Below are 24918 nucleotides of genomic sequence, written 5' to 3'. Positions count from 1 at the left end.
TCATTTTATTAGGGTTAGTAATTATCTTCTCGGAGTCTGACGCAGTGTGTAGATCTTCGAACTCCACGGTGAGTAGGTGCGTTTCACTTTGTTGATAGTCAGAATCATGTCTTCAACGTCGTGAGCGTCATTCAGGTATTCGTGTAAAGCCATGGCGATAGCGGCAGTCTCTTCACCTGTGTGGCTACCCAGGTTCTTCTCCTTCGCTTCCGTCTTGTCGGTGATACCGGTGGCTTTCATTGCGTTTTTCTTACCCAGTCTGACAGCGATATTACCTACCGCCTTGAATGAAAGATACAAAAGTACCAAACCAATGAATACGACTGACATGGCAATGATGGCCATACCAATACCGATAGAGTCGTGTTTTTTGAAGTTCTCGATCTTCGGGTTTTTGTCGATAGTCATATTGTTGGTGCTTGGAGTGACATAGCTATGTTCTCCACCACCTTTTACTACCCAGTTAGCACTTCCGTCTTTTTCACGGGCGTATGAACGGTCGGCAAGCTGACCGGCAGGGATGGTTACCTCGTCAATCAAAGTTTTACCGTTGGAATCATACAGAGCAATGTAGTTCTCTTTGTCCGGATCGAGCGTAAAGTTTACATGAAACGTACCCCGGTTAGGCATCCCGTCTGCCCAGAACAAAGCATGTTGGCGTGGCTTGATTAAAGTCAGCACGTCGCCTTTGGGAATAGGATATTTGGTCGGATTGTTTTTATCGTTCGTCAGAAAGCAACCTTCCAGATTTACCGAAGCGAAAGAGGTATTGAATATCTCTATCCACGCATTGTGCAGTCCGTAATCATCTTGATAGTTCTGGTCATTGATGACCAAAACTTCATTGATTCTCAGACTGGTGGCACTTTGCGCCCTGAGCCCCATGCAAACCATTGCCAGCAGAGCGATAAATATCCCGATTCTTTTTTTATTCATAACAATCGATTTTTATTTGTTACAATGGAATATTACCGTGCTTTTTAGCAGGGTTGGTTAATTTCTTAGTTTGCAGCTGTTGCAAAGCGCGGATCACGCGGAAACGAGTGTTTCTCGGTTCGATAACGTCGTCGATGTAACCGTATTTGGCCGCATTGTACGGGTTGGCGAAGAGTTTGGTATACTCGGCTTCCTTGTCTGCCAGGAATTGAGCAGGGTTTTCCTGATCTTTGGCTTCCTTGGCATACAATACCGCTACTGCACCGGCACCACCCATTACGGCGATTTCGGCTGTCGGCCATGCATAGTTCATGTCACCGCGGAGTTGCTTGCAACTCATTACGATGTGTGAACCGCCGTAAGACTTACGCAGGGTTACGGTCACTTTAGGTACAGTGGCTTCGCCGTAAGCATACAGCAATTTGGCTCCGTGCAGGATCACACCATTGTACTCCTGACCTGTGCCCGGAAGGAATCCCGGAACGTCTACCAATGTTACCAGCGGGATGTTGAATGCGTCGCAGAAACGAACGAAACGGGCACCTTTGCGTGATGCATTGCTGTCGAGCACGCCTGCCAGATATTTAGGTTGGTTGGCAACCACACCTACCGACTGTCCGTTCATGCGGGCAAAACCGATAATAAGATTTTTCGCGTAGTCTTTCTGTACTTCCAGGAATTCACCGTTGTCGATGATGGCACCGATCACTTCGTACATATCGTACGGTTTGTTCGGGCTGTCGGGGATGATTTCGTTCAGCAGGTCATCCATACGGTCGATCGGGTCGGTACAGTTCACCAATGGGGCTTCTTCCAGATTGTTTTGCGGGATAAAACTGAGAAGTTTGCGAATGATCGCCAGACCTTCTTCTCCGGTTTCGGCTGTGAAGTGGGTTACACCTGACTTGCTGGCATGTACACTTGCACCTCCCAGGTCTTCCTGAGATACGTCTTCGCCTGTAACCGTTTTTACTACAGCAGGTCCGGTGAGGAACATATAAGATGTCCCTTCGGTCATTAACGTAAAGTCTGTTAAGGCAGGAGAGTAAACTGCGCCACCGGCGCACGGACCGAAAATACCCGAAATCTGTGGAATAACACCCGATGCCATGATATTACGCTGGAAAATTTCAGCATAACCGGACAGAGCGTTGATACCTTCCTGAATACGTGCACCACCCGAGTCGTTGATACCGATGACAGGAGCCCCCATTTTCATGGCCATATCCATTACTTTACAGATCTTCTGTGCCATGGTTTCCGATAGTGAACCACCGAACACGGTGAAATCTTGTGCGAAAACATATACTAATCTACCTTCTATTGTTCCATAACCGGTTACTACACCGTCGCCGAGGAAATGTTTCTTGTCTTGTCCGAAGTTGGTACATCTGTGTTGAACAAACATATCCAGTTCTTCGAAACTGCCTTCGTCAAGCAACTGTGCAATACGCTCGCGGGCGGTATATTTGCCTTTGGCGTGTTGTTTTTCAATAGCCTTTTCGCCACCACCTAAACGAGCTTGAGCACGAAGTTCAATAAGCTCTTTTACTTTTTCAAGCTGGTTACTCATGAGTTTTTCTTAATTTAAAGGGTTATAATATTTACAATCGGACGATTGACGACTCGAATTGGGAATTTGATACGAGAAAAAATTCCGGTTGTTCGTGGCGCAGATCGTCCGAATCGTACGTTTTTTTAGTGTTCGCAGAGTTCTGTCAATACGCCCAGAGTTGATTTCGGGTGAAGGAAAGCAATGTTCAAACCTTCGGCACCTTTGCGCGGAGCTTTGTCAATCAGGCGGATCTCTTTGCTTTCGGCTTCGGCCAGAGCATTGGCTACACCGTCTTCAATGGCGAATGCTACGTGATGCACACCTGCACCCTTGTTTTCGATGAATTTTGCGATGGTGCTTTCCGGACATGTTGGTTCCAGTAATTCGATTTTGGTATCACCTACTTTCAGGAAGGCTGTTCGTACTTTTTGATCTTCTACGGTTTCGATGTTGTAGCATTTCAAACCTAAAACGTTTTCATAATACGGAAGGGCTTCTTCGATACTTTTTACGGCGATGCCCAAATGTTCAATGTGTGAAATCTTCATAACTATATTTTTAAATTTTGGTATTAATCGTTTTTTGGGAGTGGTATAAAACAGCACAAAGAAAATCAATTCTTGTTTAATAAAGAAATTTTTCTGCAATTAATTATGGTGAAAATAGGTTTAAAACCTAAGGTGCATTGGTTTAAAAGGTGGCATCGTTAGTTTAAAAATAAAAAGGTGTTGGTTTAAAAGGTAGAAATCATTGGTACCAGCCCTCGGAGACGGGCGGATGCTCACACGTATATTTTGATCAGTAGGTTGTTCAGCCATTGCCAGCGGAAGCGGAACCATCGTCTTGTACTGCTTTGTTTGCCGCCGAAGCGGAGTACGAAGTCACGATATCCGTGCTTTTTGAATGGGAGTCCGGCATCCATAAATTCCATGTGGCAGAACCCGTTTTGATGGGCATCTTGGAGGGCTTTCCATACGGCCAGTATACCAGGGTATTGCAGGGCATAGGTTTTCCGCATACCTCCCGAAAACCAGAGGTAGGCATCGTTCCCCGAATATATACAGGCAGATCCTCCGATAATCTTGTCTTTGTAGCGAACTATGAATATCTTTGCTTGCCGGCTGTGAATCAGTCTGGTATCCATATGCTGGAAAAAGACGATGTTGGGAAAGTGTTTACGGATACGCGACGAATAGAGATGTCTCAGCATATTCGAAAACTCACGTATCTCTTCTACTGTGTGTGCCTCGTCTACTTTTGCTCCGTTTTTCAAGCCTTTTTTGATCTGACGAATACGGGAGGGACTGAAACGCTGTTCGGCATTTTTGATGCCATGAAGCGAATTGCGCACCCGCAGCCAGTTGACAGGGAAGTATCTGTTGGACCGGAAATACTTGTAGCCGAACATGGCATTCTCTAAGTTGCGGAATTCTATCAGAAACGAGTTTCGCAAAGCTTCTGTGGTGAGGTGTTCCAGCATTTCGCCGAATATTCTTTCCTTATCGGCTTCTGCCGTCAGATATTCGCCTGTACCATAGATTTCACAACGTTTGATGAAAGCGGGAGGAAACATGCGGATACTTTTGCGGACGGCGGCAAGCAGTCGCGCAACGGGTTTTCCGTCTTCCGAAGCCATAATCAGGAGTGGGGTGTAGCCCGGCGTTTCTTCGTAGATCTGAAATAACTCCTTCGAATGAAACGTATTGGTTCCGGGAAAATCCGGAATCTCACTCCCTTGATAATATGTAGTCAGTTTTAATGGCATATCGGTACAAATTTACATTTTTTATTTCTCTTTACAACATTTGCAAGGTTTATTTTGTTGAGCTATCGTTTTGTGACTATCTTTGTAGATATACTACAATAAAATCCGTTTTTGATTATGTTAGAAGAAATTCTTGAATTCAACAAAAAGTTCGTTGAGAACAAGGGATACGAAAAGTATATTACTAACAAGTATCCTGATAAGAAAATAGCCATCCTTTCATGTATGGATACCCGTCTGACAGAACTGTTGCCCGTCGCTTTGGGAATTCACAACGGAGACGTAAAGATTATAAAAAATGCCGGTGCCGTCATTTCGCATCCTTTCGGCAGTGTTATCCGTAGTTTACTGGTGGCCATCATTGAGCTGGGAGTAGAAGAAGTGATGGTTATTGCCCATTCTGATTGCGGTGCTTGCCATATGAACAGCGATGAAATGATAGCTCACATGAAAGAGCGGGGGATCAAGTCCGAGACAATCGACATGATACGCTATTGTGGGGTCGATTTTAATTCTTGGCTGGGTGGATTCGATGATCCGGTGGAGTCCGTTAGGGGAACAGTTCGTTCCATAGAGGAGCATCCGCTTATTCCGAAAGATGTCCGGGTGCATGGTTTTATCATCGATTCACTGACTGGTGAGTTAACGAGAGTGGAATAAATTGCCTATCTTTGCGCGCGAATCGCCACAGGCTGTATCGGTTTATGCGAAAACCGGCAAGGAATGTCATAATATAAATAGGCATATCGGTTTGTATATCGCCCTGCATGGGTCTGTGCATTCTATAGTGAAGGTAGTACATTAAAATAATGTAAGTATAGATACATGGAAAATTTCAGTGAACTAATAAAGAATCGCCGCAGCATGCGGAAATTTACCCGGGAAGAACTTTCTCAGGAAGACGTAGTCGCTTTGCTGAAAGCGGCCCTGATGGCTCCTACTTCAAAGCGCAGTAACAGTTGGCAGTTCATCGCGGTCGATGATAAAAAGTTGCTCGGCGAGCTTTCGCATTGCAAAGAGCAGGCTTCGGCCTTTATAGCCGATGCCGCATTGGCCATTGTCGTCACCGCTGATCCCCTGGTGAGCGATGTATGGATTGAGGACGCATCCATTGCTTCCATCATGATTCAACTCCAGGCCGAAGACTTGGGACTTGGAAGTTGCTGGGTGCAGGTGCGTGAGCGCTATACTGCTACCGGGATGCCTTCCGATGAATTTGTGCGTGGTGTGCTCGACATTCCTTTGCAGTTGCAGGTGTTGTCCGTCATAGCGATCGGGCATAAAGGAATGGAACGCAAACCCTTCGATGAAGACCATTTGCAATGGGAAAAAATCCATATCAATAAGTTCGGAGGCAAGTAGCGGTGAGTGCGGTAAAAGCTAATAATAAAGATACCTACAAAGCCACGGCAGTTACCCTTATTGTGATAGGGGTGCTCTATCTGATCGACAAACTGATACACTTTTCCACTTTGGGAATACCTTGGGTAATGAATAAGGATAATCTTTTGCTTTACACTGCGGTGATTTTCCTATTTATCAAACGGGATAAATCCGTCGGCTTGGTATTGCTCGGATTGTGGCTGGTGCTCAACATCGGCCTGATTGTATCGTTGCTTGGTTCGATGTCCGGTTATCTGCTGCCTTTGGCTTTATTGATAATCGGAGGTATATTGTATTTGATTTCAACACGATGAAAAGAAGTATAGAAGATACGCCGATTATATTTATCGGTGCCGGAAATCTTGCCACTAATCTGGCAAAAGCCCTATATCGTAAGGGATTCCGTATTGTACAGGTGTATAGCCGTACGGAAGAGTCGGCTCGTGAGTTGGCGCAGAAAGTGGAAGCTGAATATACGATAGACCTCGCAACGGTGAGTCCGTATGCGAAACTATATATTATTTCACTGAAAGATTCCGCTTTAGCCGAGCTCCTTCCAGGCATTGTCGCAGGCAAGCGGGAGGAGGCATTGATGGTGCATACGGCGGGTAGCATCCCGATGAATGTTTGGGAAGGACGTGTCCCGCATTACGGTGTGTTCTATCCCATGCAGACCTTCAGCAAACAGCGGGAAGTGGATTTTAAGGAGATTCCTTTCTTTATTGAGGCTTCTTCGGCAGAAGATGCCGCATTTCTGAAAGCCATCGCCTCTACACTTTCCAACCGTGTGTACGATGCCGATTCGGAGCAGCGTAAAAGTCTCCACCTGGCTGCCGTGTTCACATGTAACTTTACCAATCACATGTATGCCCTTGCTGCCGAGTTGCTTAGGAAATACAATCTGCCGTTCGACGTGATGTTGCCGTTGATTGATGAAACCGCCCGTAAGGTGCACGAGCTGGAACCTAAGACGGCCCAGACCGGACCCGCCATCCGTTATGATGAGAATGTGATCGGCAATCACTTGCGGATGCTTGCCGATGATCCCGCCATGCAGCGGTTATACGAGTTGCTTAGCCGAAGCATTCACGAAAGACAATAACCCAGAAATATAAAACAGAAATGAGCACAATCAATTACGACCTTACCCGGATAAAGGCGCTTGCTTTCGATGTAGACGGAGTGTTGAGCGCCAATGTCATCCCTCTGCATCCGTCCGGTGAACCAATGCGTACGGTGAATGTAAAAGACGGTTATGCCATCCAGTTGGCCGTAAAAAAAGGGCTTCGCATCGCCATTATTACAGGCGGGCGGAGCGAGGTCGTGCAGAAACGGTTTATCGGGCTGGGGCTGACCGATCTGTATTTCGGTTCTGCGGTGAAGATACACGATTATCGCGGCTTCCGTGATAAACACGGACTTATGGACGAAGAGATACTTTATATGGGCGATGATGTCCCCGATATGGAAGTGATGCGTGAATGTGGATTGCCTTGCTGTCCCAAAGACGCAGTTCCCGAGGTGAAAGCGATTGCTCGTTACATCTCGTATGCCGATGGGGGATACGGCTGCGGACGTGATGTTGTAGAACAGGTGCTTAAAGCGCAAGGTCAATGGTTGTCCGATGATGCTTTCGGATGGTGATTTCCAGTATATACCTTATTAAATTTATCAGTATGTTTGCTAATTTAGATCGTTATAAAATCGTATTGGCTTCTAATTCTCCGCGTCGGAAAGAACTGATGACGGGCTTGGGTGTCGATTATGTAGTAAAAACTTTGCCGGATGTGGATGAATCTTATCCCGATACGTTACAAGGTGAAGAAATTCCTCTTTTTATAGCCCGTGAGAAGGCAGCCGCCTATCAGTCGATGATTGGACCGGAAGAACTTTTGATCACAGCCGATACCATTGTCTGGCATGAAGGCAAAGCGCTCGGCAAACCTGTCGGAAGACAAGATGCCATAGAGATGTTGCGAAGCCTCTCCGGTAAATCGCACCAAGTGATTACCGGTGTGTGTCTCACTACCTCCGAATGGCAAAAATGTTTCGCTGCCGTGACGGATGTCCGTTTCGCTACTCTCGATGAAGATGAAATCGCTTATTATGTCGATCGCTATCAGCCTATGGACAAAGCCGGTTCGTATGGAGTGCAGGAGTGGATCGGTTTTGTCGGAGTAGAATCCATATCCGGCAGTTACTTCAATGTAATGGGGCTTCCGGTGCAAAAACTGTATAGAGAACTACTTAAGATATAGCTTGTTAGTTGTAATTGACTGTTTCTCTTTGTATTGCGTAAAGATAGCATATCTAAATTAATTTGCTATCTTTGCGCAATTGTTTTACGAACGTTTTACGAAAAACAGGAATGCACGATTAAATGTTTTACAACGATGGCTACAGTTAAAATAATCATCCTCAAGCATCAAAGGCGAGAGGATAATACCTGGAATGTGAAGATACGGATTACGCACGAACGTCAATCTTCATATATTGCGACCACTCACTATGTGGGAAGTGAGTTGATAAACAAGAAGACTTTTGAGCTAAAAGAAAGGAATAATCCGATTTATGACCAAGTAATGCTCGATGTTCTTAAAATTAGAGCCGAACTTTCAAAATTGGGTCACTCTATTGATTTGTATTCTGCTAAAGGATTATGTGAACTGATGAAAGATAAACTTTCTAATAAGCCTGAAGGAATTAACTTCTTCGACTTTGGTTATGCTTATGCGGATAAGGTTTTGAAAGAAGGTAGGCGGATAGGGGAAAATTATCGAATTGCTATTAGCAAGTTTGAGGCATTCGTGGGAAATCGAAATTTATGTTTCTCGGATATCACATCTTCTCTCTTAATTAAATTCGAAGAAGATTTAAAGAGTCAACGGTCAAAATGTGGTATTGGAAATATTTCTGATTCTGGGGTTCGGCTTTATATGTCGAAGATACAAGCGTTATTTAATCGGGCAAAGCTTGAATATAACGATGAAGATGTCGGAATAATCCGCATTTCCAATAATCCCTTTGCTAAATACAAAATTCCAAAGCAACCGATTACAAGAAAGCGTTCTTTAACGGATGAACAGATAAGAGCTATAAAAGAGTATCGAATACCGGAAAATATGTTGGGTGTCATTATTGCCAGAGATGTGTTTCTGATGTCGTTCTTTATGGTTGGAATGAATACCGTTGATATGTTTTATTTGAATCCTCCTGTTGATGATAGATTTGAGTACGAGCGGAGGAAGACAAGAACCAGGCGGGATGATAGGGCTTTTATTTCCATTAAAGTAGAACCGGAACTTGAGCCTTATTTGGAAAGATATAAGGATTCAGTAGGGGATAGAGCGTTTAATTTCTTTATAAGATATGCGAGCCATAAGCAATTTGTGCATAAGGTGAATCTTAATCTGAAAAAGATAGGGATTGCTTTAGGTATTCCCGATTTAACTCTTTATGCTGCGCGCCACTCTTGGGCTACAATAGCAAGGAACGACTGCGGTATTTCGATGGATGATGTAGCAATGTCATTGAATCATAAGTCTGGGTATAATGTCACAGATACTTATGTTAAAAAGGACTGGAGCAGGATTGATAAGGCAAATCGGAAGGTAATTGATTTTGTGTTCCATCCAAAAAAGAAGGACGAAGAAAAAGCCGGGGAGTGATCCCCGGCTGGCTTTACTTCCTGGTATATATCACATCTCCTAAATAGAGGCGGTTTCCTTCTATTCTATACTGTTTTGTTTCAGAATTGCCGTTTTCATATTTGACATGGTAAGTGGTTTCGGTTGCACTCCAAGTGAGCCTTAGTACATTTTCCACTTCTCCGGCGTAGGTTCCGGTCCATTTCCCTGTCCCGTCTTTTTTGAGGTCAAGATAGAAAATCTCGACATCATCATCTATGGATATCCAAGATCCGATTAACGGAGAGTTGTTGTCATCTGATTGATCGTCACTGGAACACCCACCAAGGAGGAGGGGCAGTAATAATGTTAATGCGAATAAATACTTTTTCATTGTATATTAAAAGTTTAGATTGTTTTTATCGGTTGAATATAATAGGGCTTTCAAATAAAGTCTAGGATTCTCATATGTTGGGGGTTAAGTAACGCCAATCCAATTTATTAAAGCAAATATATTTTAGGATTACTATATTTTTTAAAGTCAGGTGTAGGCTTATTTATTTTCTTGAATACTTTAGTATATTTTTCTTCCAATTCGCGAAAAGCTTTTTCCCAACTTACATAGTCCTCTGAAGATTTTGAGAGTAAGGCTACTTCTTGCAAAAAGGCTTCATTTACTAGTTTTTCAGTCTCTTCCATATTTCCTTTTATATAGGCAATACAGGCATCTGAAAGAAAATCCTTATTATCTATCTTTTTCCAGATACGTTTAATATTGTTCGTCATTCCCCACACTTTAAAAAAGAGGATAATTTGTAGTACTCCGAATATAAGAAGTACGATAGTTAAAAAGTCAATCATGATTTTAGTTATTTAATTTGTTATTTTAGCCATTTTGCAACTCCACCATGATGTGAGCATGTGCCCCTACGGCTTTTGCTAAAGCTATATGTTCCGTCTCTACATAAGGCCGTTGCCCCTGGAGGTGCAGAATTATAATAGGTCGGGGATTGCACTCTTTCTCCATTTGAATTTGTATAATATTTAATGGAGCTATTACGTATAGGAGTATGGTCAATTTTATTCTTTGAAAGATATTTTGTAGAAACATATCCTATATGGCCATTATAATTTACTGGAATCCATTTGCATTCACAATCTTCATCTATGGCAACTCGGGTGCCTTTAGGTATTTGAGTGATGATAGCGGAGGTCGTATTGGGGGCCTCTCTTAAATTTAGATTTGCCATAACATATCTTATGGTATCTTGCTGAATGGAAAGTTGGGCATTTAACAGGCAAGAAAATAAGAAAGAAAAAAATAGTATTATTCCTCTTTTCATAATCTTAGGTGTTTAGTTTGTTCTTTAATTCGTTGAATATATCTGGATTTTCAAATTCTATCCAATGATATTTCTTATATATATATCGGTCAAATCTCTATCCTTTCTCGTAAATGATTAGGCACTGTTTGTCGCAGAGAACAATCACCAAGGATTCAAGTGTATTAGTATAAGAACGGGCTTGTTTGAGCGCTCTTTTTGATTATTTTTTTAGAGTAGTATATCCATGACAATTTAGCTGAATATCTATTACTTTGGCATCCTCTTTGATGTTTTGAGTATAATATTCAGCTATTCTACTTTTGTCTCTTTGATAGAGCTTTTGTTCTCTAGTAGTTGCTTTATTTATGACCTTTTTGCTCATAACGTTGCAAATATAGCTTCTAATTTTGAAATTACTTGCGTATTATCTATATTATTAGAACATTGGCTCGCGCAATTAGTTGTCTTACCCTCTTTGGTTTTGCAAACTTTAATATCAAACTTGTCTGCTTTAGGAATCAAACTTACTTTGTATACATATCCATTTTTTTGAGTTTCCCATGATTCGCCACTTAGGTCTCTTATATATCTTATATCTAGGTTTTCATTTATAGATGCTAAATCATTTATTATTTGAAGCGTATTATCATATCTATCATTGGGATTGGGTTCAATACACTTTTTGATTATCTTCTTTATTTTTTTGGGTACATGAGGGAGATATAATTTTCTATCTGGAAATTTCCCTTTGATTATATTTTCTTTGAATGTATTATTGTCAAGTACTGGGGGAGTGCCTATTGTAGGAATCTGCCTATAGAGGAAATCATTTCCATTAAGCATTCTGTATATTGTTAATCCAGCTTGGTATATATCATTTTTGATCGTTTGTTGCAAACCAAGTAACTGTTCTGGTGTTACATGTGGAGTGTAAAAAGCCTGCGCTTTGCAAAATCCGTAGGTGTCAGTATAAAGTGCTAATCCAAAATCAGATAACATGGCTTCGTTAGAATCTGATATAAGAACGTTGTCAGGTTTTATGTCAAAATGTATTAATCCTTTAGAGTGTATATGGTTTAGTCCAGATAGGAATTGTATTGAATATCTGATAACTTCTCTAACTGTTAGGTAATTACTGTCTGATATTCTTTTCTTTAGTGAACCGTTTTTGTAGAATGGCATAGCAACGTATATATTGTCATCATCTTCACATGCATAGTTTACTTTCACTATGTTATTATGATTGTGAGCGTACAATAAACGTGCTTCCTTGAAATACTCATCAGGAGTAGTAGAAGGATTTTTTTTTATTTCTTTGATTACAATTTCTCCATCTAATTGATTATCGTGAGCAAGAAAGACCTTTGAGTTTCGCCCCTCTTGTCCTATTTCTTTGATTTCATCGAAATCTAATCTTACTTTGCAATTCTTCATGTTCTTAGATATTAAATGCACTTAACGCTGCTAATAAGGATTCTTTTTCTTCTTTGTTGTATTCGTTCCAGTCATTGAAAAATTCACAGTCTTTTGCCTTACTATCAATTAATGGCTTAAAGTTTTCACGTGCTATCCCTAGTTTGGCAGATATAGTAGAAATTTGTCCTATATAATATTTCTCAATGCTTGAGCTTGCAATCAGTTCTTGTATAATAGCTTCTATATTGATTCGTTCGATGGAAATCTTCTGTGCAGTTGATTCCGTTACTCTTATACAGGCTAAATTAACCTGATTCTCAAATATTATATCTAAAAATGTACTTCTGATAAATTTAAGTTGTTCTGGTACTTGGAGAGCGATAGGAACATTAACCTTGTCTATTAGGATAATTTCTCGCTCCTCGCCTTCTTCTTTTATTATGGAGTAAATAATGCAATCAGGCTTTACTCTTATTCCAATTGATGTATTATTCATTATATTCTATTATTTATAAGTCCCATGTATATGGATTGAATTTCATAGTGTCAGTTTTAATAGTTTGTATATTAAGCTTTTAAACTACCTTCTTCTTGGTCTTTGCAATTCTATCACATTGAAGATTTGTTTAACTTCTGCCAAATCAATAACTCTGTCAGGATACATATCATTCAAAGAGTGTATTGTGATAGTATGATTTTCTACATCATGATCTATTATTCGTTTTACCAAAATTCCGCCTTCATGTACAATAACGAAATCCCATTTCCGGATATGCAATTTAGACTCTGCCCATAGATAGGGAGCTATTTCTCTACAAAGAAGCCTATCTCCTTCAAGATAGCTTTCTTCTGTTCCATCATTCATACTGTCTCCTCTGACCTCAAATGCGACATAGTTTCCTTTTGCTTCATGGTCAATAATGAATGGTATAGTAGGTAGTGTAGCTATGTATGCAGCATCTTGGAAGCCGCATATATATCCGGCTTGTGCGTATTGGTTCACGAGAGGTACGTTTATTATATAATTTTGGTTTAATGGTATCGCTTCATTCTCAATTGCTAATGCATTCTCACTACTGAAAAATTGCAGTAGTATTTCAGTATTTGCAGGTGTTGGTTTGGTTTTCCCATTTTTGTAATTACCCAATGTACTTTGTGATATATGGGTCTGCTTTGATATCACATAGTTGGATAACTTGCTTTCTCTAAGTAACTTAATAACTTCTTCTGCTTTGCTGAATAACTCTTCTGTAGTCATGTACTGCAATATTAAAGTATTAATAAAAATTAAAAACATGCAATATTGCATTGTATTTATTGTAATACTGCAATATTGTAGTATATTTGCATCATCAAACAGTGATAACCTAATCACTTTTGCAAAGAAACGAATTTTGCTTCTTATAAGCAATAGTATAAACATATTAAAAACGCACGATTATGAAAACAAGAGAATTTTTACACGAAGTAATGTCATTGGCTTGGCAGTTCGTAAGAAAGAATGGCTTTTCAATGTCTGAAGCTCTAAAGTCTGCTTGGGTAAACATGAAATTGAAAGCTGAGATGAAAAAGAAGATCGTCAAGTTTTATTTCAAAAAAGTAGACGGTTCTGTAAGAGAGGCGTATGGTACACTCAATGAAAAGTTGATGCCCGCCATAACAGGCAATGACAAGAGAGCGAAGAATGATACCGTCCAGACTTACTATGATACAGAGCGTGGCGAGTTCAGGTGCTATAAAAAAGCTAATTTATTATCAATTGCTTAATACTTAAAATTATGACTACTTATGAATTAGAACAAGGTTTAAATGCTCTTCGCAGGGACTTGGTAGCAGTTGAGGGCATGGACGAAGAAACTGCTTGTAGAGTTTACAACGTAGATTGTAAGGCTGATATTATCGAGGTGATAAAAGAAGAGATTGAGACTTATGAAACTATTCTTTTAGGTTCTGACTCAGGTGAAGATAGCGGTATGGATTACGATGCTCTTTGTGAGGTTCAAGGTTTGAGCCGATACGCATAATACACGGTTATGCAACGCACGACAGCCCTACTGACGGATTGAACGGCAACCGATAGCGAGAATCGGGTAGGGCGCTATTGATTAAGCTCTTTGACAAGATTGTGAAAACCTTTACGGTGTAATACTATAAGCTGTACAAGGTTGACCAAAGATAACGAACGTACATAAGCAAGTTGGAGCTTGCGAGCTGTACAATGTATAACAATTAATAGAAAACACCGCAAAGAATCGTCCCAGAGCAGTAAGAAAACGGGTTGGGCGTCCGTACTGTTTTCGAACATATAGCCTGTACTGAACTTGAAATATGAGTTCTACCAAGCATAACAGCTTTTCTTCAATGGGGGTACAGGCACTAACTAATATACATAATTATGAAACTAATTCAATTTATCTTAGCTATACTGGTGACAATATGTGCTATTGGTATGCTATATGGGGCTATTACTACTTACAGTCCTATGAAAACATTCTCTATTACAATAATGAGTATCATTTTTATTGGATGCGTTTCGTTTGTGATACTTGCATTCAGGGAATTAAGAACAAATTAAACGTCTGAGGGCTGGTAGTCTTTGAGCTTGAACTCTGTATGCTTAGCGACCTACTATCCGGCCGATAGCAAGGAAATACCGTACAGGCAGACGTTTAGATGTTTTGTTTGTCGTGTTTTATTTTGTGTTTGTACTGGGTGTGCCGTTCGTGAGAATAGTACACCTTTCTTATTCCGGATGGTTAGCTTATCGGTTAGAGCTTCGTGTTGCGCAACCAATTGGCATGATTGAGAGAGGTTCGACTCCTCTACCATCCACAAATCATTAATTAAACAATAAGTTTTATGGCAACAATCAGAGAAACGATTTTAAAAGTAAAGCCGGGAAAACAGAAGATTATCCCGCTATCAGAAGTTGAGGTAACTGGCTACAGGCAAGAGGCCCATGAGATAAACAAGGAATTGAGAGAAAAAGGTGTTGTAGCTCCGGGTGGTAAGAATGTATATACCATTTCGAAGAATAAGTACACCAATTCTATGTATATCGTCAATAACATGACTAAGTAGTGGTCTAATTTACACGATTATGGAAAGAGTATTAACTGAACTAACACCCGAATGCGAGATTACAGCACGGATGTATGCACAAGGGTATGAAAAGAAAGAAATTGCTGATCTCAAATGCCGGGCGGTTAGCACGATAAACAACCAACTACAAAAAGCATTTGAGGTTCTTCAATTAAGGAACGGGAGAGAGCTTGCAACGCTTGTGTTTGAGAGAATATCGGGTATAAGTTTAACGATGAACTTTTCACCCATTAGCCGTACGGTGGTTGCCTGCTGTCTATTATGTGTGTTTTCTTTTTCGCTTTATCACGAACAAGGCGATATGAGAAAAGGAAGAAGAACGAGAGTGGAACGAACAGAAAGAATAAGGAGGTCTTATGATAATACAGATGCCGGAGGAAGTTTTATTTAAACTGGTGGACTACGCTAAGGGATTAGGTAGAAAGGAAGAACGCATTGATTCGTTCAAAGAGCCCAAATTTATAACCCAAAATCAAGCTCACATTTCTTATGGAAAGGGGAATGTTGCAAAATGGGTCAAAGAAGGCATTGTAAAGAGGTACAAGGATGCCGATGGAAAGGTTCGCTCAGGTGTTCGATACAATGTAGTTGAACTGGATGCGGCAGCTTTCAAGTGTAATTATATGAAAACGTTGTCTCCACTGGCGAAAGCTGAAATGAAAGAAATTAGTAAATAACCCTTTAAATTTTATGATTATGTCCTTAATTAAGAAATCGAATGAATTAGTAATCCCCACCACCGTAAAGATGATGATTTACGGTCAAGCAGGTATGGGAAAGAGTACAGTAGCATTGAGTGCTCCGAAGCCTTTGTTATTAGACTTTGATAATGGTGTTAAACGCATGAATATGGCGCATCTGGAAAACATAGATACCGTACAGGTCACTTCATGGAATGATGTTCAACAGGTTTTGCAAGAAGATTTATCGGATTATCAGACAATGGTAGTAGATACCATTGGGAAGATGATGGATTTCATTATTACTTATAAATGTGGCAGCCGGCAACCGTCTATCAGGGATTGGAGTGGTATTAATGCTGAGTTTTCATGGATGGCAAGAACACTCTCAAGTCTGAATAAGCATATTATTTTTGTCGCCCACCGTGACACGAGAAAAGAGGGTGACGACACTGTGTTTATCCCTGCTTTGCGTGAGAAGTCCTACAACTCCATCGTTACTGAACTGGATTTGCTCGGTTATCTCGAAATGAAGAGCGAGAGAGGCATACAGAGACGCACTATAACTTTTGATCCTACTTCAAGAAATGACGGTAAGAACACTTGCAATCTTCCTTCAGTGATGGAGGTTCCTACCATCCTTGACAAGAATGGCAATCCGACTGCCAAAAACGACTTTATCACTACCAGAATAATCAATTCGTATTTGGGTATGCTTGCCGCCAAGAAAGAAGCACAAGAGAAATACGATAAGGTGATAGAAGAAATCAAAGAGAGTATTGAATTTATCACTGATGCCAATTCTGCTAATGAATTTGCTTCTCACATTAATGAATTTGAACACGTTGGTAGTTCTTTGATGAAAGCGAGAAGTTTGTTTGCCGCCAAAGTGAACTCTTTGGGGTTAGTATTTGATAAAGAAACAAAAACTTATTCAGATGCAGCCTAAATATCGTTTTTACGCCACGATTCTTGATGCCTTTTGGGGATATCTGAATAGTGATGTGATTTGGGATAAGTATTGGGGGTGGTCAGAAAATCCACCCCACACTCCCGAAGAATTTCACGAACAACAGTTTCACGAACTAATAGACCGTATCAATCGCAAGCCTTTTGATAGTGAAGCTGCTGATAAGGGCACAGCCTTTAATGAATTGGTAGATGCTCTAATCGAAAATCGCAAGCCAAACGAGATGTATGTAGAAAGGAATACAGAAAATACTTGTTATACAGTTGTTTATAACAACCGTACATTTGTTTTCCCTATTTCTCTTTGCCGTGAGTTTGCCGATTACTTTAAAGGCGCATTGACCCAACAGAGGGTAGAAGCAATCCTGCATACTGCTTTCGGTGACGTATTGGTATACGGTCTGATAGACGAATTGATGCCGACCAGTGTTCATGACATCAAGACAACTGGCAGTTATACTGTAGGAAAGTTCAAAGACCATCACCAACATCTGGTTTATCCATACGCTCTTATGCAGAACGGTTCGGATGTGCGGACGTTTGAATACAATATCGTAGAGTTCAACAAAGGCGGTTATATGGTGGACACCTATACTGAGACATACGTTTTCAACCCGGAACGTGATATACCTATTCTCACTAATCATTGTGAGGAATTTATCCGGTTCTTGGAAGAAAACAGAGAATTAATCACCGATACCAAAATTATATCAAATAATGAGTAGTGAAATTTGGAAGCCTATTAAAGATTATGAAGGTCTTTATGAGGTATCATCTTTAGGCAGAATAAAATCTATGCCTAAAGAATTTATAAGAAACGGAGCTGTAACACATTTTGAAGAAAAGATATTAACGCCTTCTGATAGTCATGGGTATCGTTCTGTTGTTCTAACAAAGAATGGCATTCATAAAACGCATAGCGTTCACAGATTGGTGGCTTTAGCTTTCATTCAAAATCCAAATAACTATACTCAAATAAATCATAAAGACGAAAATAAATCCAATAACAGAGTTGAAAATCTTGAATGGTGTACACATTCATACAATATGAATTATGGAACGCTCCAAGAGCGTAAGGGGAAAGCTAATGGTGTGCCAGTCTATCAATATACCAAATCTGGTCACTTCGTTAAGAAATATCCTTCGTTGAAATCAGCAGCAGTAAGTAACGGATTCCAAAGTTCACCTATTCAAAATTGTTGCTGTGGAAGAAGTAAGACTTCGTATGGATTTATATGGAAATATTAATTAAAAAAGATATTTGGAGGAGAAAACTAATGGCAAATCATATAACCGGACGGATAATCGAAATCGGTCAGACCGTCCAAATACCATCAAAAAGCGGAGGAAATTCATTCACTAAGCGAGAATTTATTTTGGATGCAACTACTTACGACCCTTATACGGGCGAGCGTAATGAATACGAAAATATTCTTCCGTTGGAGTTCTCCGGTGACAAATGTGCAGAACTGGACCGCTTTAATCAGGGCGATGTGGTAACCATATCATTTGTATTGCAGGGGCGCTCTTGGACGAATCAGGACGGGGAACTTAAGCGCATGGCATCTATTCGGTGCTATAAAATAGAAGGGCGTGGCGGTGCATCGCAATCCTTACAGACTGCACCGGTTCAGCAGCCAGCACTGCAGCCGACCTATCAGCAACCATCGCAGAATTTCCCGCCTACGGTTGATGCGAATGGAAATGCAAAAGACGATTTGCCTTTTTAGCGTATGCTGTTCGACTTGAAGAATGAATACCAAATACCCAAGTTTAAAGAGTATGTAAACAAGCTGTTCAAAGAACGTGCGGTTGTGGAAGTAAAGAAGAAGCTCCCCAACCGCACACTCGCACAAAACAGCTATTTACATCTTCTTTTAGGGTATTTCGGTAGTGAATACGGTTGCAGCCTCGATGAAGCAAAAATTGACTTCTATAAGAGGACTTGCAACCGTGATTTGTTTGAGAGAAAGACGGTCAACAAGAAAGGCAAAGAAGTAACCTACTTGCGCAGTTCTGCCGAACTGACAACGGGTGAAATGACTTTGAGTATTGATCGCTTCCGTAATTGGAGCGCATCAGTGGCAGGTATCTATCTGCCTGCCGCCAATGAACATCAAATGCTGGTATATGCCCAGCAGGAAATACAAAGAAATCAAGAATTTATTTAGTTATGATAGAAACAAGAAAAACAGAAATCAGGTATGTGACATCTGACCCGAAAAAGATGCTCAACATGTACCTTGCAAAACGTGTCCTCAAAACATGGGAGGAATCTTTCATTGATGAAGATACAGGTGAAACAGTAACCATCGAACGGAATGAAATTCTTTTTGACCGTGGCACGCTGATAGACCAAGACACTTTGGCGAAAATTCGTTTCAGTATGGAAGCTGACGGCATCAAGGAAGTGGAAGTCAGCAACCAGAACCGCTTGGCATTCGAGAACGAGAACAAATTCTTATATCCCTATCTTGCACAGGCACAAATAGGGGACAAGAAACATAAGTTCCTGCTGTATGCCACTGGATTGGAGAATTCTTGTAGTATCTTGAAAGATTACATCGAACTAAACTATATGTTCGGATTCACCTTGACAATGCTCAAGGAGTTCGATTCTTGCGTGATTCTTACTGACAATTTGAAAGAACGCAAGGTAGATGATGCCACCCTCAAAGAATTAAAAGATACATTCCTTTTAAACGATTCTGTAACGGAAGAAGATGAAGAAGAGGGAGATTCCAAGCCCAATGAAAAGAAATTCTATCAGATTGAGACGAAAATCACATTCACGGATGGGGAGAATGAAGACGAAAGGGTTCAGACTTTTGTTGTAAATACCTTCAACGTTGACCGAGCGATGATGCTTATTACCCATTGGCTCAAAAACAAAGAGGAAGAATGTGAGAAACAAGCCAAAGAAAAGGGACATGAGTTCAAAAAGAGAGAAATTCATACGGCTATTGAATCTGCCAAACCTATCCCGGTTGGGCGGTTTATTCCGAAAGAGTTCTCAATGGCTTATATGGAATAACTTTGTTAACCTGCCTGCTCGGTCTGTGAAGATATGGCAGGCAAACATGGATAAGTGACAGAATGGTATTGTAAAGAGATATGCTACACCTCGGAAAATAAATGTAGTGCTGCCCGTAAATCAGGGGTCTGCTCAGTAAATAATACTGATTGGTGGTTCGAGTCCACCCTTATCCTCCAATTTTACTAATTAACATGAATATACAATGAAAGCATTCGAAGAACTGAAAGAAGACCTGTTAACCCGCGCTAAAAATGCAGGAGCGTGTCAAAGAGGTTATGCAATGGGATTAAGAAGCGAAACTAAAGCTGACTTACTGATAGCTATTACCGAAAATTGGTTTTGGGTATTTAGGGAAGAAAAAATAGTTGATGCTGAATACTTGGAAGATAACTTTACCGAAGAAGAATTATTGCAAGCTGGTATTTACATCCGAGGCATACATAAGGTTAAAACTTATTCATTTGCCTTAGGCAGCGCAACGGTGGAAGCCTACGACAGCGCAACGGTGGAAGCCTACGACAGCGCAACGGTGGAAGCCTACGGCAGCGCAACGGTGGAAGCCTACGACAGCGCAACGGTGGAAGCCTACGACAGCGCAACGGTGGAAGCCTACGACAGCGCAACGGTGGAAGCCTACGACAGCGCAACGGTGGAAGCCTACGGCAGCGCAACGGTGGAAGCCTACGACAGCGCAACGGTGAAAGCCTACGAAAATTCTTATGTAGAGGATTGTATAGGGAATATACGTCCCCAGTCAGATTATGCCATAGTCAAGGACTATTATAACCACAAGATATATATCAAAAAAGGGAAATTTGAAATCATCGAAGTATAAGATAGTGGTGGTATGGCGGAATTGGCAGACGCTAATCAAGATGTGAGGTGAAAAATTCCATGATAACAGTTAATACCCAAGCCTGCAACATGCGAGACATCTTAGGGGAAACTGGCTTAAAACCAGAGAACCGCAAAAACACCACTCATGCAGGTTCGAATCCTGCTGCCACCACATAAATGTGAGCCACACATAAATGGCAAGGGTTAGTGAATAACGGTTGTGCCCCGGAGAATACGCTTCGGGGCTTTTAATTAAAAAATTATGGATGAAATATTAACTGGCAAGATTTGCCCTTATTGCGGTAAGCCTACTGAATACGTGGATAGTTCCATAATCTACGGACGTTCCTACGGTATGATTTATCTGTGTCATGATTGCAGGGCTTATGTAGGTGTGCATAAAGGTACAGACCAAGCATTAGGACGTTTGGCAAATGCAGAACTGAGGGAAGCCAAGAAGGAAGCCCACTTCTACTTTGACCAAATAGCTAAGACCAATCTTATCAATAAAATTTGGAAGAAACATATCCCCAACACTTCAAATAGAAATAAAGCTTATTTGTGGTTATCCATTCAATTAGGAATACCACATGAAGTTTGCCACATAGGAATGTTTGATGTGGAGGATTGCAAACGAGTTGTTGAATTGTGTAAACCAATAGTAGAATGCCATACTACATAAAACGAACCAAGGCTAAGAAGAAAGACAAGCCTTTACCTCTGTTTGATAAAGCAGGGGTAACAGTAAAGAAGAAGCCGGATTTGAAAGCTAAGCTCGACAAGGAGTTTTCCCTTTTCATCCGGCTTCGTGACTGTATGCCAAACGGTTATTTCAAATGTATCTCATGCGAACAGATAAAACCGTTTGCTCAAGCCGACTGTGGTCACTATTTCAGCCGCACGCATCTGGCTACCCGATTTGATGAGAACAATTGCCATGCCGAATGCCGTGCGTGCAACCGTTTCCGTGCCGACCACCTTGAAGGCTATCGGGTGAATCTGATAGCCAAAATCGGGCAACAAAAATTTGACTTGCTGAAAGTAAAAGCTGCTGGTACTTCTAAGATGTCAGATTTTGAGTACGAGCAACTAATTAAGTATTACAAAGCACTCAATAAGAAGTTACGAAAGGAGAAAGGTTTATGAGTTATGTATTGCGAGATTACCAACAGAAAGCCTCTGATGCAGCCGTTTCTTTCTTCAACAACAAAGCGAAGAAAACAAATGCCATCATGGTTTTGCCTACGGGAAGTGGCAAATCGCTTATCATAGCGGATATAGCCGTAAGGCTTGAGGGGCACACTTTGGTGTTTCAGCCGAGTAAGGAAATACTCGAACAGAACTTTAAGAAACTCTGTTCATACGGAATACTTGACTGTAGCATTTATTCGGCTTCTTTCAACTCAAAGGAGATAAGCCGGATAACATTCGCAACAATCGGCAGTGTGAAGAATCATCCCGAACTGTTCACCCACTTCAAGAACATCATCGTGGACGAATGCCACCTTGTAAACCCCAAAGAGGGTATGTATAAGGATTTCTTTGAAGCCGTTAATTGTAAGGTTCTTGGCTTGACTGCAACTCCATACCGCCTTTCTTCAAGCCAAGATTTCGGCTCAATGCTGAAATTCATTACCCGTACCCGCCCGGCAATTTTTAAAGAGGTTATATACCATGTACAAGTGTCAACCTTGCTTGATATGGGTTACTTGGCGAAACTCAACTACTATCCTATGAATCCATCCGGATGGGATGAACTCAATTTGAAAGTGAATACTACCGGTTCCGACTACACGGACAAGTCAGTCCAAAAGGAATACGAGCGAATAGACTTCTACGGTTATCTCGTCCATATCGTTCAAAGGCTAATGAACCCCAAATCAGGAGGTAAACGGAAAGGAATATTAGTCTTTACCCGCTTCTTGAAAGAAGCCGAACGGCTAACATGGTCTATTCCTGGCTGTGTCATTGTTTCCGGTGATACTCCAAAAGGCGAGCGTGAAAGAATACTCGAAGCGTTCAAGGCTGGCGAAATACCAGTAGTGGCGAATGTAGGTGTACTTACCACCGGTTTTGATTATCCTGAGCTTGATACGGTTGTTATGGCCCGTCCTACGATGTCACTTGCTATGTGGTATCAGATAGCTGGTCGGGCTATTCGTCCACATCCTCAGAAAGAGTGTGGGTGGATCGTTGATTTATGTGGTAACATTAAACGTTTCGGAGAGGTGTCGGATTTGCGGTTATTTGATAGCGGCAATGGGAAATGGGCGGTATTTTCTAATGGTAGACAATTAACTAACGTGAGATTTTAGAAATATGAGTTTTAAACCTAAGTAACATGGCTGGCAGACCTACAAAACAAGGGATAGACTATTTCCCTATGGATGTCGGTTTCTTTTCGGACGTTAAGATAAGGAAGATTTCGCGAGCATGTGGTTCTCAATCCACTTCTATACTTATTTGCCTGCTATGTAATATCTACAAAGATGAGGGGTATTACATATTGTGGGATGAAGATTTGCCTTTTGTTATTGCTGACACAGTTGGGGTTTCCGAGGGCGCAGTAAAGGAAGTGTTGATAAAAGCATTGCAGGTCGGTTTTTTCGACAATACGCTTTACGAAAAATACAAGATACTCACATCTTCCGGCATTCAAAAGAGATTTCTTCTTGCTACTTATCAACGAAAAGAAACTACTATAATTCCAGAATATTTAATTGATTGCACAAATAATTCAATTAATCATGCAAATAATTCAATTAATAACAGTGATAATGAACAAAGTAAAGTAAAGGTAAAGAGAAATAAAAAAGAAAGTAAAGAAACCTCTACTAACGTAGAGGCAAAGAAAGCCGAACAAGCTAAGAAACTTGCCGCAGCTAAAGCTGCTACACTCAAACGAAGAGATGTTTTCTATCAGTCTTTAATTCCGTATGTAGAAAGATACGGAAAGGAGATGATACGTGCTTTCTTCGACTACTGGTCTGAACTTAACAAGTCAGAAACCAAAATGAAATTTGAAACTAATCAAACGTGGGAAGTAGCGAAAAGACTTGCTACGTGGGCTAATAGAGAAAAATTTAATGGAAAATCAAGTAATTCAATATCAATCACAGGAACTTATACCGGTGGGAGAGTTGCCCAAGACAAAGCATCAAGCCGTCAGTCTCTTGAAGACCTCGCCGATGCTATATTGGGACAGCATTAGGCCCAAGAATGTCCTTGATGTGTTTCAGGCTCAGGATAGCGTCTGTTTGTCTATTTCGACTATAGAAAAAGAGTTTGGTGGAGAATATCTACGGGCTTTAATGGTCAAATGGTTGAACAGATTTCTTCATTTTTACTCTGTCAATGGATCAATGGATGCATTACAGGTGGGAGATACCATAAATTTGATAATAGAATCATATCCCCATTATATCCAGGAAGACTTTAAGTTGTTTTTCAATATGGCTAAGAAAGGCGTATTTGGACAGATATTTGGTCGTATGGATGGGGAAGTTATTATGAATTGGCTTATCAAATACGATATTCATCGTGATACGATTGCACAAGAGGAAAGCATTAAAGAGAAGGATAAATTTAAGCCTTTATATCCTCCAGAGAGTGGAAATGGAATCACGTATGGTGAATATAAGGCTCTGAAACGTCGTGCAGAATCCGGGGATACTGAAGCTCTTGAACTGTTAAAGCAGCCACCATGAAGGTAACTATCTACTGGGAGAACAAGTCTACTCCTGTTATCCGTAAGAGAATCCGTGATCGATTTGGCATTCCTCACTATATGTCTGTCAATGGTGAAACTCAGGCAGAAATAAGCGAAGAGGATATGTCGGATCTGATGGAGTTGGTTAAACGAGGCTTTATAAGCTTAAGAAATAAATAAAACATGTTAGTAGGAACAACAAATCTTAATACGACGCTCAACCTAACCTACGTGTTGACTGACGTCGTGGAAACGCTTCTCTACGATTTGAGAAGTGAAATGGGAAAACAAGGCTATGAATTGCGTCATGATGCAAAACGCAACTTCAACACTGCGATTTCCGCCATCCGAAGGCTAAAACAGGATGTTGACAAAACGCAATTATCCACACAGGAAAACTTTGGAAATGACTCGGATTGTCTCCTTGCCTTCATCAGGTTATTGATTGACCGTTGCGGTGACGATGACAAGAAGATGTTTGAATTTTATAATTATATCAAACGGTACCCGTCGCAACTTGGTTTAGAACTGTCTGATGAAAAGTGTGTGTTTGCGCATGTTTTTGAGAATAAATAACC

36 protein-coding genes and 2 tRNA genes are annotated in these 24918 nt (G+C 40.9%); 28 read left to right on the top strand and 10 right to left on the bottom strand.

Features of this window, described 5'->3' with window-relative positions; translation table 11 throughout:
• Positions 1-21: 21 nt before the first annotated feature.
• The 4 genes from FDF36_RS06505 to FDF36_RS06490 form a co-directional block, all read right to left on the bottom strand.
• Positions 22-936, bottom strand: a complete 915-nt coding sequence (locus tag FDF36_RS06505; RefSeq protein WP_220390772.1) for an OadG family transporter subunit — start codon at positions 934-936, stop codon at positions 22-24.
• Between the two features lie 19 nt (positions 937-955).
• On the bottom strand, positions 956-2509 hold the full coding sequence (locus tag FDF36_RS06500; protein WP_005821186.1) for an acyl-CoA carboxylase subunit beta: 1554 nt from the start codon (positions 2507-2509) through the stop codon (positions 956-958).
• Between the two features lie 125 nt (positions 2510-2634).
• Positions 2635-3039, bottom strand: coding sequence for a methylmalonyl-CoA epimerase (mce, locus tag FDF36_RS06495; RefSeq protein WP_005789532.1), 405 nt, complete (start codon positions 3037-3039; stop codon positions 2635-2637).
• A 233-nt stretch (positions 3040-3272) separates the two neighbouring features.
• Positions 3273-4256 carry a GNAT family N-acetyltransferase gene (locus FDF36_RS06490; protein ID WP_220390771.1) on the bottom strand — a complete coding sequence of 328 codons (984 nt, stop codon included), beginning with the start codon at positions 4254-4256 and terminating at the stop codon, positions 3273-3275.
• Between the two features lie 117 nt (positions 4257-4373).
• Here FDF36_RS06490 and FDF36_RS06485 point away from each other — a divergent pair, with 117 nt between their 5' ends.
• The 7 genes from FDF36_RS06485 (at position 4374) to FDF36_RS06455 (ending at position 9307) form a co-directional block, all read left to right on the top strand.
• Positions 4374-4916, top strand: a complete 543-nt coding sequence (locus tag FDF36_RS06485; protein WP_220390770.1) for a beta-class carbonic anhydrase — start codon at positions 4374-4376, stop codon at positions 4914-4916.
• A 165-nt stretch (positions 4917-5081) separates the two neighbouring features.
• Positions 5082-5618: a nitroreductase family protein gene (locus tag FDF36_RS06480; protein WP_220390769.1), complete on the top strand. Its 537-nt coding sequence runs from the start codon at positions 5082-5084 to the stop codon at positions 5616-5618.
• 2 nt (positions 5619-5620) lie between these two features.
• Positions 5621-5953, top strand: a complete 333-nt coding sequence (locus FDF36_RS06475) for a hypothetical protein (RefSeq protein WP_005814948.1) — start codon at positions 5621-5623, stop codon at positions 5951-5953.
• Positions 5950-6741, top strand: coding sequence for a Rossmann-like and DUF2520 domain-containing protein (locus FDF36_RS06470; protein WP_220390768.1), 792 nt, complete (start codon positions 5950-5952; stop codon positions 6739-6741). The genes FDF36_RS06475 and FDF36_RS06470 overlap by 4 nt, the downstream gene beginning before the upstream one ends.
• A 20-nt stretch (positions 6742-6761) precedes the next feature.
• Positions 6762-7283, top strand: a complete 522-nt coding sequence (locus FDF36_RS06465; RefSeq protein WP_220390767.1) for a KdsC family phosphatase — start codon at positions 6762-6764, stop codon at positions 7281-7283.
• A 32-nt stretch (positions 7284-7315) separates the two neighbouring features.
• Positions 7316-7897, top strand: a complete 582-nt coding sequence (locus FDF36_RS06460; RefSeq protein ID WP_220390766.1) for a Maf-like protein — start codon at positions 7316-7318, stop codon at positions 7895-7897.
• A 135-nt stretch (positions 7898-8032) separates the two neighbouring features.
• The gene (locus tag FDF36_RS06455; protein WP_220390765.1) at positions 8033-9307 is read left to right on the top strand and encodes a tyrosine-type recombinase/integrase; all 1275 of its coding nucleotides are present in this window, start codon (positions 8033-8035) and stop codon (positions 9305-9307) included.
• A 13-nt stretch (positions 9308-9320) separates the two neighbouring features.
• On the opposite strand, the gene FDF36_RS06450 is transcribed toward FDF36_RS06455, so the two are convergent.
• The 6 genes from FDF36_RS06450 to FDF36_RS06425 form a co-directional block, all read right to left on the bottom strand.
• On the bottom strand, positions 9321-9659 hold the full coding sequence (locus FDF36_RS06450; protein ID WP_032533676.1) for a hypothetical protein: 339 nt from the start codon (positions 9657-9659) through the stop codon (positions 9321-9323).
• Between the two features lie 107 nt (positions 9660-9766).
• Positions 9767-10126, bottom strand: coding sequence for a hypothetical protein (locus tag FDF36_RS06445; RefSeq protein ID WP_005789507.1), 360 nt, complete (start codon positions 10124-10126; stop codon positions 9767-9769).
• Between the two features lie 20 nt (positions 10127-10146).
• Entirely contained in the window at positions 10147-10608 is a 462-nt protein-coding gene (locus FDF36_RS06440; protein WP_220390764.1) for a DUF3761 domain-containing protein, read from the bottom strand.
• Positions 10609-10968: 360 nt separating this feature from the next.
• Positions 10969-12024: a serine/threonine-protein kinase gene (locus FDF36_RS06435; protein WP_220390763.1), complete on the bottom strand. Its 1056-nt coding sequence runs from the start codon at positions 12022-12024 to the stop codon at positions 10969-10971.
• Between the two features lie 4 nt (positions 12025-12028).
• Positions 12029-12502 carry a hypothetical protein gene (locus FDF36_RS06430; protein WP_220390762.1) on the bottom strand — a complete coding sequence of 158 codons (474 nt, stop codon included), beginning with the start codon at positions 12500-12502 and terminating at the stop codon, positions 12029-12031.
• An 84-nt stretch (positions 12503-12586) separates the two neighbouring features.
• Positions 12587-13264, bottom strand: coding sequence for a LexA family transcriptional regulator (locus tag FDF36_RS06425; RefSeq protein WP_259281382.1), 678 nt, complete (start codon positions 13262-13264; stop codon positions 12587-12589).
• A 182-nt stretch (positions 13265-13446) separates the two neighbouring features.
• Between FDF36_RS06425 and FDF36_RS06420 the strand changes: the two genes are divergently transcribed.
• From FDF36_RS06420 to FDF36_RS06320, 21 genes are all read left to right on the top strand, one after another.
• On the top strand, positions 13447-13773 hold the full coding sequence (locus FDF36_RS06420; protein WP_005789499.1) for an SH3 beta-barrel fold-containing protein: 327 nt from the start codon (positions 13447-13449) through the stop codon (positions 13771-13773).
• Positions 13774-13784: 11 nt separating this feature from the next.
• A complete protein-coding gene (locus tag FDF36_RS06415; RefSeq protein ID WP_005789497.1) occupies positions 13785-14030 on the top strand; it encodes a hypothetical protein in 246 nt (81 codons plus the stop codon).
• Positions 14031-14756: 726 nt separating this feature from the next.
• Positions 14757-14838: transfer RNA gene (locus FDF36_RS06410), tRNA-OTHER, on the top strand.
• A 27-nt stretch (positions 14839-14865) separates the two neighbouring features.
• Positions 14866-15087, top strand: a complete 222-nt coding sequence (locus FDF36_RS06405) for a hypothetical protein (RefSeq protein ID WP_005789492.1) — start codon at positions 14866-14868, stop codon at positions 15085-15087.
• 19 nt (positions 15088-15106) lie between these two features.
• Positions 15107-15499: a helix-turn-helix domain-containing protein gene (locus FDF36_RS06400; RefSeq protein WP_009292918.1), complete on the top strand. Its 393-nt coding sequence runs from the start codon at positions 15107-15109 to the stop codon at positions 15497-15499.
• The gene (locus FDF36_RS06395) at positions 15465-15785 is read left to right on the top strand and encodes a hypothetical protein (protein WP_005789488.1); all 321 of its coding nucleotides are present in this window, start codon (positions 15465-15467) and stop codon (positions 15783-15785) included. The genes FDF36_RS06400 and FDF36_RS06395 overlap by 35 nt, the downstream gene beginning before the upstream one ends.
• A 19-nt stretch (positions 15786-15804) precedes the next feature.
• On the top strand, positions 15805-16737 hold the full coding sequence (locus FDF36_RS06390; protein WP_044301047.1) for an ATP-binding protein: 933 nt from the start codon (positions 15805-15807) through the stop codon (positions 16735-16737).
• Complete coding sequence (locus tag FDF36_RS06385) at positions 16727-17482, top strand: HNH endonuclease (RefSeq protein ID WP_220390761.1); 756 nt, start codon at positions 16727-16729, stop codon at positions 17480-17482. The genes FDF36_RS06390 and FDF36_RS06385 overlap by 11 nt, the downstream gene beginning before the upstream one ends.
• On the top strand, positions 17475-18005 hold the full coding sequence (locus FDF36_RS06380; RefSeq protein WP_220390760.1) for an NUMOD4 domain-containing protein: 531 nt from the start codon (positions 17475-17477) through the stop codon (positions 18003-18005). Before FDF36_RS06385 ends, FDF36_RS06380 begins: the two co-directional genes overlap by 8 nt.
• A 29-nt stretch (positions 18006-18034) precedes the next feature.
• On the top strand, positions 18035-18487 hold the full coding sequence (locus tag FDF36_RS06375; protein ID WP_220390759.1) for a DUF3127 domain-containing protein: 453 nt from the start codon (positions 18035-18037) through the stop codon (positions 18485-18487).
• 3 nt (positions 18488-18490) lie between these two features.
• Positions 18491-18928 (top strand): hypothetical protein, encoded by a 438-nt coding sequence (locus tag FDF36_RS06370; protein WP_220390758.1) that lies wholly within the window; start codon positions 18491-18493, stop codon positions 18926-18928.
• 2 nt (positions 18929-18930) lie between these two features.
• On the top strand, positions 18931-19791 hold the full coding sequence (locus FDF36_RS06365) for an RNA polymerase subunit sigma (RefSeq protein WP_220390757.1): 861 nt from the start codon (positions 18931-18933) through the stop codon (positions 19789-19791).
• 48 nt (positions 19792-19839) lie between these two features.
• A tRNA-OTHER gene (locus FDF36_RS06360) sits at positions 19840-19970 on the top strand.
• A 26-nt stretch (positions 19971-19996) separates the two neighbouring features.
• A complete protein-coding gene (locus FDF36_RS06355) occupies positions 19997-20629 on the top strand; it encodes a hypothetical protein (RefSeq protein ID WP_220390756.1) in 633 nt (210 codons plus the stop codon).
• 264 nt (positions 20630-20893) lie between these two features.
• The gene (locus FDF36_RS06350; RefSeq protein ID WP_220390755.1) at positions 20894-21313 is read left to right on the top strand and encodes a zinc-finger-containing protein; all 420 of its coding nucleotides are present in this window, start codon (positions 20894-20896) and stop codon (positions 21311-21313) included.
• Positions 21298-21777 (top strand): recombination protein NinG, encoded by a 480-nt coding sequence (locus FDF36_RS06345; RefSeq protein WP_220390754.1) that lies wholly within the window; start codon positions 21298-21300, stop codon positions 21775-21777. Before FDF36_RS06350 ends, FDF36_RS06345 begins: the two co-directional genes overlap by 16 nt.
• A complete protein-coding gene (locus tag FDF36_RS06340) occupies positions 21774-22946 on the top strand; it encodes a DEAD/DEAH box helicase (protein ID WP_220390753.1) in 1173 nt (390 codons plus the stop codon). Before FDF36_RS06345 ends, FDF36_RS06340 begins: the two co-directional genes overlap by 4 nt.
• Before the next feature lie 26 nt (positions 22947-22972).
• A complete protein-coding gene (locus FDF36_RS21175; protein WP_259281381.1) occupies positions 22973-23842 on the top strand; it encodes a DUF4373 domain-containing protein in 870 nt (289 codons plus the stop codon).
• Positions 23843-23861: 19 nt separating this feature from the next.
• Complete coding sequence (locus FDF36_RS06330; protein ID WP_259281380.1) at positions 23862-24338, top strand: DUF6633 family protein; 477 nt, start codon at positions 23862-23864, stop codon at positions 24336-24338.
• Positions 24335-24520, top strand: a complete 186-nt coding sequence (locus FDF36_RS06325; protein ID WP_220390751.1) for a hypothetical protein — start codon at positions 24335-24337, stop codon at positions 24518-24520. The genes FDF36_RS06330 and FDF36_RS06325 overlap by 4 nt, the downstream gene beginning before the upstream one ends.
• 3 nt (positions 24521-24523) lie before the next feature.
• Positions 24524-24916, top strand: coding sequence for a hypothetical protein (locus FDF36_RS06320; RefSeq protein WP_220390750.1), 393 nt, complete (start codon positions 24524-24526; stop codon positions 24914-24916).
• Positions 24917-24918 lie beyond the last annotated feature (2 nt).

The sequence above is a fragment of the Bacteroides fragilis genome (genome assembly GCF_019583405.1).
GTDB classification, from domain to species: domain Bacteria; phylum Bacteroidota; class Bacteroidia; order Bacteroidales; family Bacteroidaceae; genus Bacteroides; species Bacteroides fragilis_B.
The sequence above is the reverse complement of the archived record's forward strand: the minus strand, read 5'-3'. Positions and strand labels throughout refer to the sequence as shown.

What these genes read in the sequence shown, in the direction of transcription:
- FDF36_RS06375 (WP_220390759.1), top strand. Translation starts at nt 18,035, where the DNA reads ATGGCAAATCATATAACCGGACGGATAATCGAAATCGGTCAGACCGTC.
- mce (WP_005789532.1), bottom strand. Translation starts at nt 3,039, where the DNA reads ATGAAGATTTCACACATTGAACATTTGGGCATCGCCGTAAAAAGTATC.
- FDF36_RS06470 (WP_220390768.1), top strand. Translation starts at nt 5,950, where the DNA reads ATGAAAAGAAGTATAGAAGATACGCCGATTATATTTATCGGTGCCGGA.
- FDF36_RS06370 (WP_220390758.1), top strand. Translation starts at nt 18,491, where the DNA reads ATGCTGTTCGACTTGAAGAATGAATACCAAATACCCAAGTTTAAAGAG.
- FDF36_RS06325 (WP_220390751.1), top strand. Translation starts at nt 24,335, where the DNA reads ATGAAGGTAACTATCTACTGGGAGAACAAGTCTACTCCTGTTATCCGT.
- FDF36_RS06430 (WP_220390762.1), bottom strand. Translation starts at nt 12,502, where the DNA reads ATGAATAATACATCAATTGGAATAAGAGTAAAGCCTGATTGCATTATT.
- FDF36_RS06500 (WP_005821186.1), bottom strand. Translation starts at nt 2,509, where the DNA reads ATGAGTAACCAGCTTGAAAAAGTAAAAGAGCTTATTGAACTTCGTGCT.
- FDF36_RS06420 (WP_005789499.1), top strand. Translation starts at nt 13,447, where the DNA reads ATGAAAACAAGAGAATTTTTACACGAAGTAATGTCATTGGCTTGGCAG.
- FDF36_RS06425 (WP_259281382.1), bottom strand. Translation starts at nt 13,264, where the DNA reads ATGACTACAGAAGAGTTATTCAGCAAAGCAGAAGAAGTTATTAAGTTA.
- FDF36_RS06320 (WP_220390750.1), top strand. Translation starts at nt 24,524, where the DNA reads ATGTTAGTAGGAACAACAAATCTTAATACGACGCTCAACCTAACCTAC.
- FDF36_RS06365 (WP_220390757.1), top strand. Translation starts at nt 18,931, where the DNA reads ATGATAGAAACAAGAAAAACAGAAATCAGGTATGTGACATCTGACCCG.
- FDF36_RS06440 (WP_220390764.1), bottom strand. Translation starts at nt 10,608, where the DNA reads ATGAAAAGAGGAATAATACTATTTTTTTCTTTCTTATTTTCTTGCCTG.
- FDF36_RS06400 (WP_009292918.1), top strand. Translation starts at nt 15,107, where the DNA reads ATGGAAAGAGTATTAACTGAACTAACACCCGAATGCGAGATTACAGCA.
- FDF36_RS06450 (WP_032533676.1), bottom strand. Translation starts at nt 9,659, where the DNA reads ATGAAAAAGTATTTATTCGCATTAACATTATTACTGCCCCTCCTCCTT.
- FDF36_RS06345 (WP_220390754.1), top strand. Translation starts at nt 21,298, where the DNA reads ATGCCATACTACATAAAACGAACCAAGGCTAAGAAGAAAGACAAGCCT.
- FDF36_RS06505 (WP_220390772.1), bottom strand. Translation starts at nt 936, where the DNA reads ATGAATAAAAAAAGAATCGGGATATTTATCGCTCTGCTGGCAATGGTT.
- FDF36_RS06380 (WP_220390760.1), top strand. Translation starts at nt 17,475, where the DNA reads ATGAGTAGTGAAATTTGGAAGCCTATTAAAGATTATGAAGGTCTTTAT.
- FDF36_RS06455 (WP_220390765.1), top strand. Translation starts at nt 8,033, where the DNA reads ATGGCTACAGTTAAAATAATCATCCTCAAGCATCAAAGGCGAGAGGAT.
- FDF36_RS06405 (WP_005789492.1), top strand. Translation starts at nt 14,866, where the DNA reads ATGGCAACAATCAGAGAAACGATTTTAAAAGTAAAGCCGGGAAAACAG.
- FDF36_RS21175 (WP_259281381.1), top strand. Translation starts at nt 22,973, where the DNA reads ATGGCTGGCAGACCTACAAAACAAGGGATAGACTATTTCCCTATGGAT.
- FDF36_RS06480 (WP_220390769.1), top strand. Translation starts at nt 5,082, where the DNA reads ATGGAAAATTTCAGTGAACTAATAAAGAATCGCCGCAGCATGCGGAAA.
- FDF36_RS06415 (WP_005789497.1), top strand. Translation starts at nt 13,785, where the DNA reads ATGACTACTTATGAATTAGAACAAGGTTTAAATGCTCTTCGCAGGGAC.
- FDF36_RS06390 (WP_044301047.1), top strand. Translation starts at nt 15,805, where the DNA reads ATGTCCTTAATTAAGAAATCGAATGAATTAGTAATCCCCACCACCGTA.
- FDF36_RS06385 (WP_220390761.1), top strand. Translation starts at nt 16,727, where the DNA reads ATGCAGCCTAAATATCGTTTTTACGCCACGATTCTTGATGCCTTTTGG.
- FDF36_RS06340 (WP_220390753.1), top strand. Translation starts at nt 21,774, where the DNA reads ATGAGTTATGTATTGCGAGATTACCAACAGAAAGCCTCTGATGCAGCC.
- FDF36_RS06445 (WP_005789507.1), bottom strand. Translation starts at nt 10,126, where the DNA reads ATGATTGACTTTTTAACTATCGTACTTCTTATATTCGGAGTACTACAA.
- FDF36_RS06395 (WP_005789488.1), top strand. Translation starts at nt 15,465, where the DNA reads ATGATAATACAGATGCCGGAGGAAGTTTTATTTAAACTGGTGGACTAC.
- FDF36_RS06490 (WP_220390771.1), bottom strand. Translation starts at nt 4,256, where the DNA reads ATGCCATTAAAACTGACTACATATTATCAAGGGAGTGAGATTCCGGAT.
- FDF36_RS06460 (WP_220390766.1), top strand. Translation starts at nt 7,316, where the DNA reads ATGTTTGCTAATTTAGATCGTTATAAAATCGTATTGGCTTCTAATTCT.
- FDF36_RS06355 (WP_220390756.1), top strand. Translation starts at nt 19,997, where the DNA reads ATGAAAGCATTCGAAGAACTGAAAGAAGACCTGTTAACCCGCGCTAAA.
- FDF36_RS06485 (WP_220390770.1), top strand. Translation starts at nt 4,374, where the DNA reads ATGTTAGAAGAAATTCTTGAATTCAACAAAAAGTTCGTTGAGAACAAG.
- FDF36_RS06350 (WP_220390755.1), top strand. Translation starts at nt 20,894, where the DNA reads ATGGATGAAATATTAACTGGCAAGATTTGCCCTTATTGCGGTAAGCCT.
- FDF36_RS06435 (WP_220390763.1), bottom strand. Translation starts at nt 12,024, where the DNA reads ATGAAGAATTGCAAAGTAAGATTAGATTTCGATGAAATCAAAGAAATA.
- FDF36_RS06465 (WP_220390767.1), top strand. Translation starts at nt 6,762, where the DNA reads ATGAGCACAATCAATTACGACCTTACCCGGATAAAGGCGCTTGCTTTC.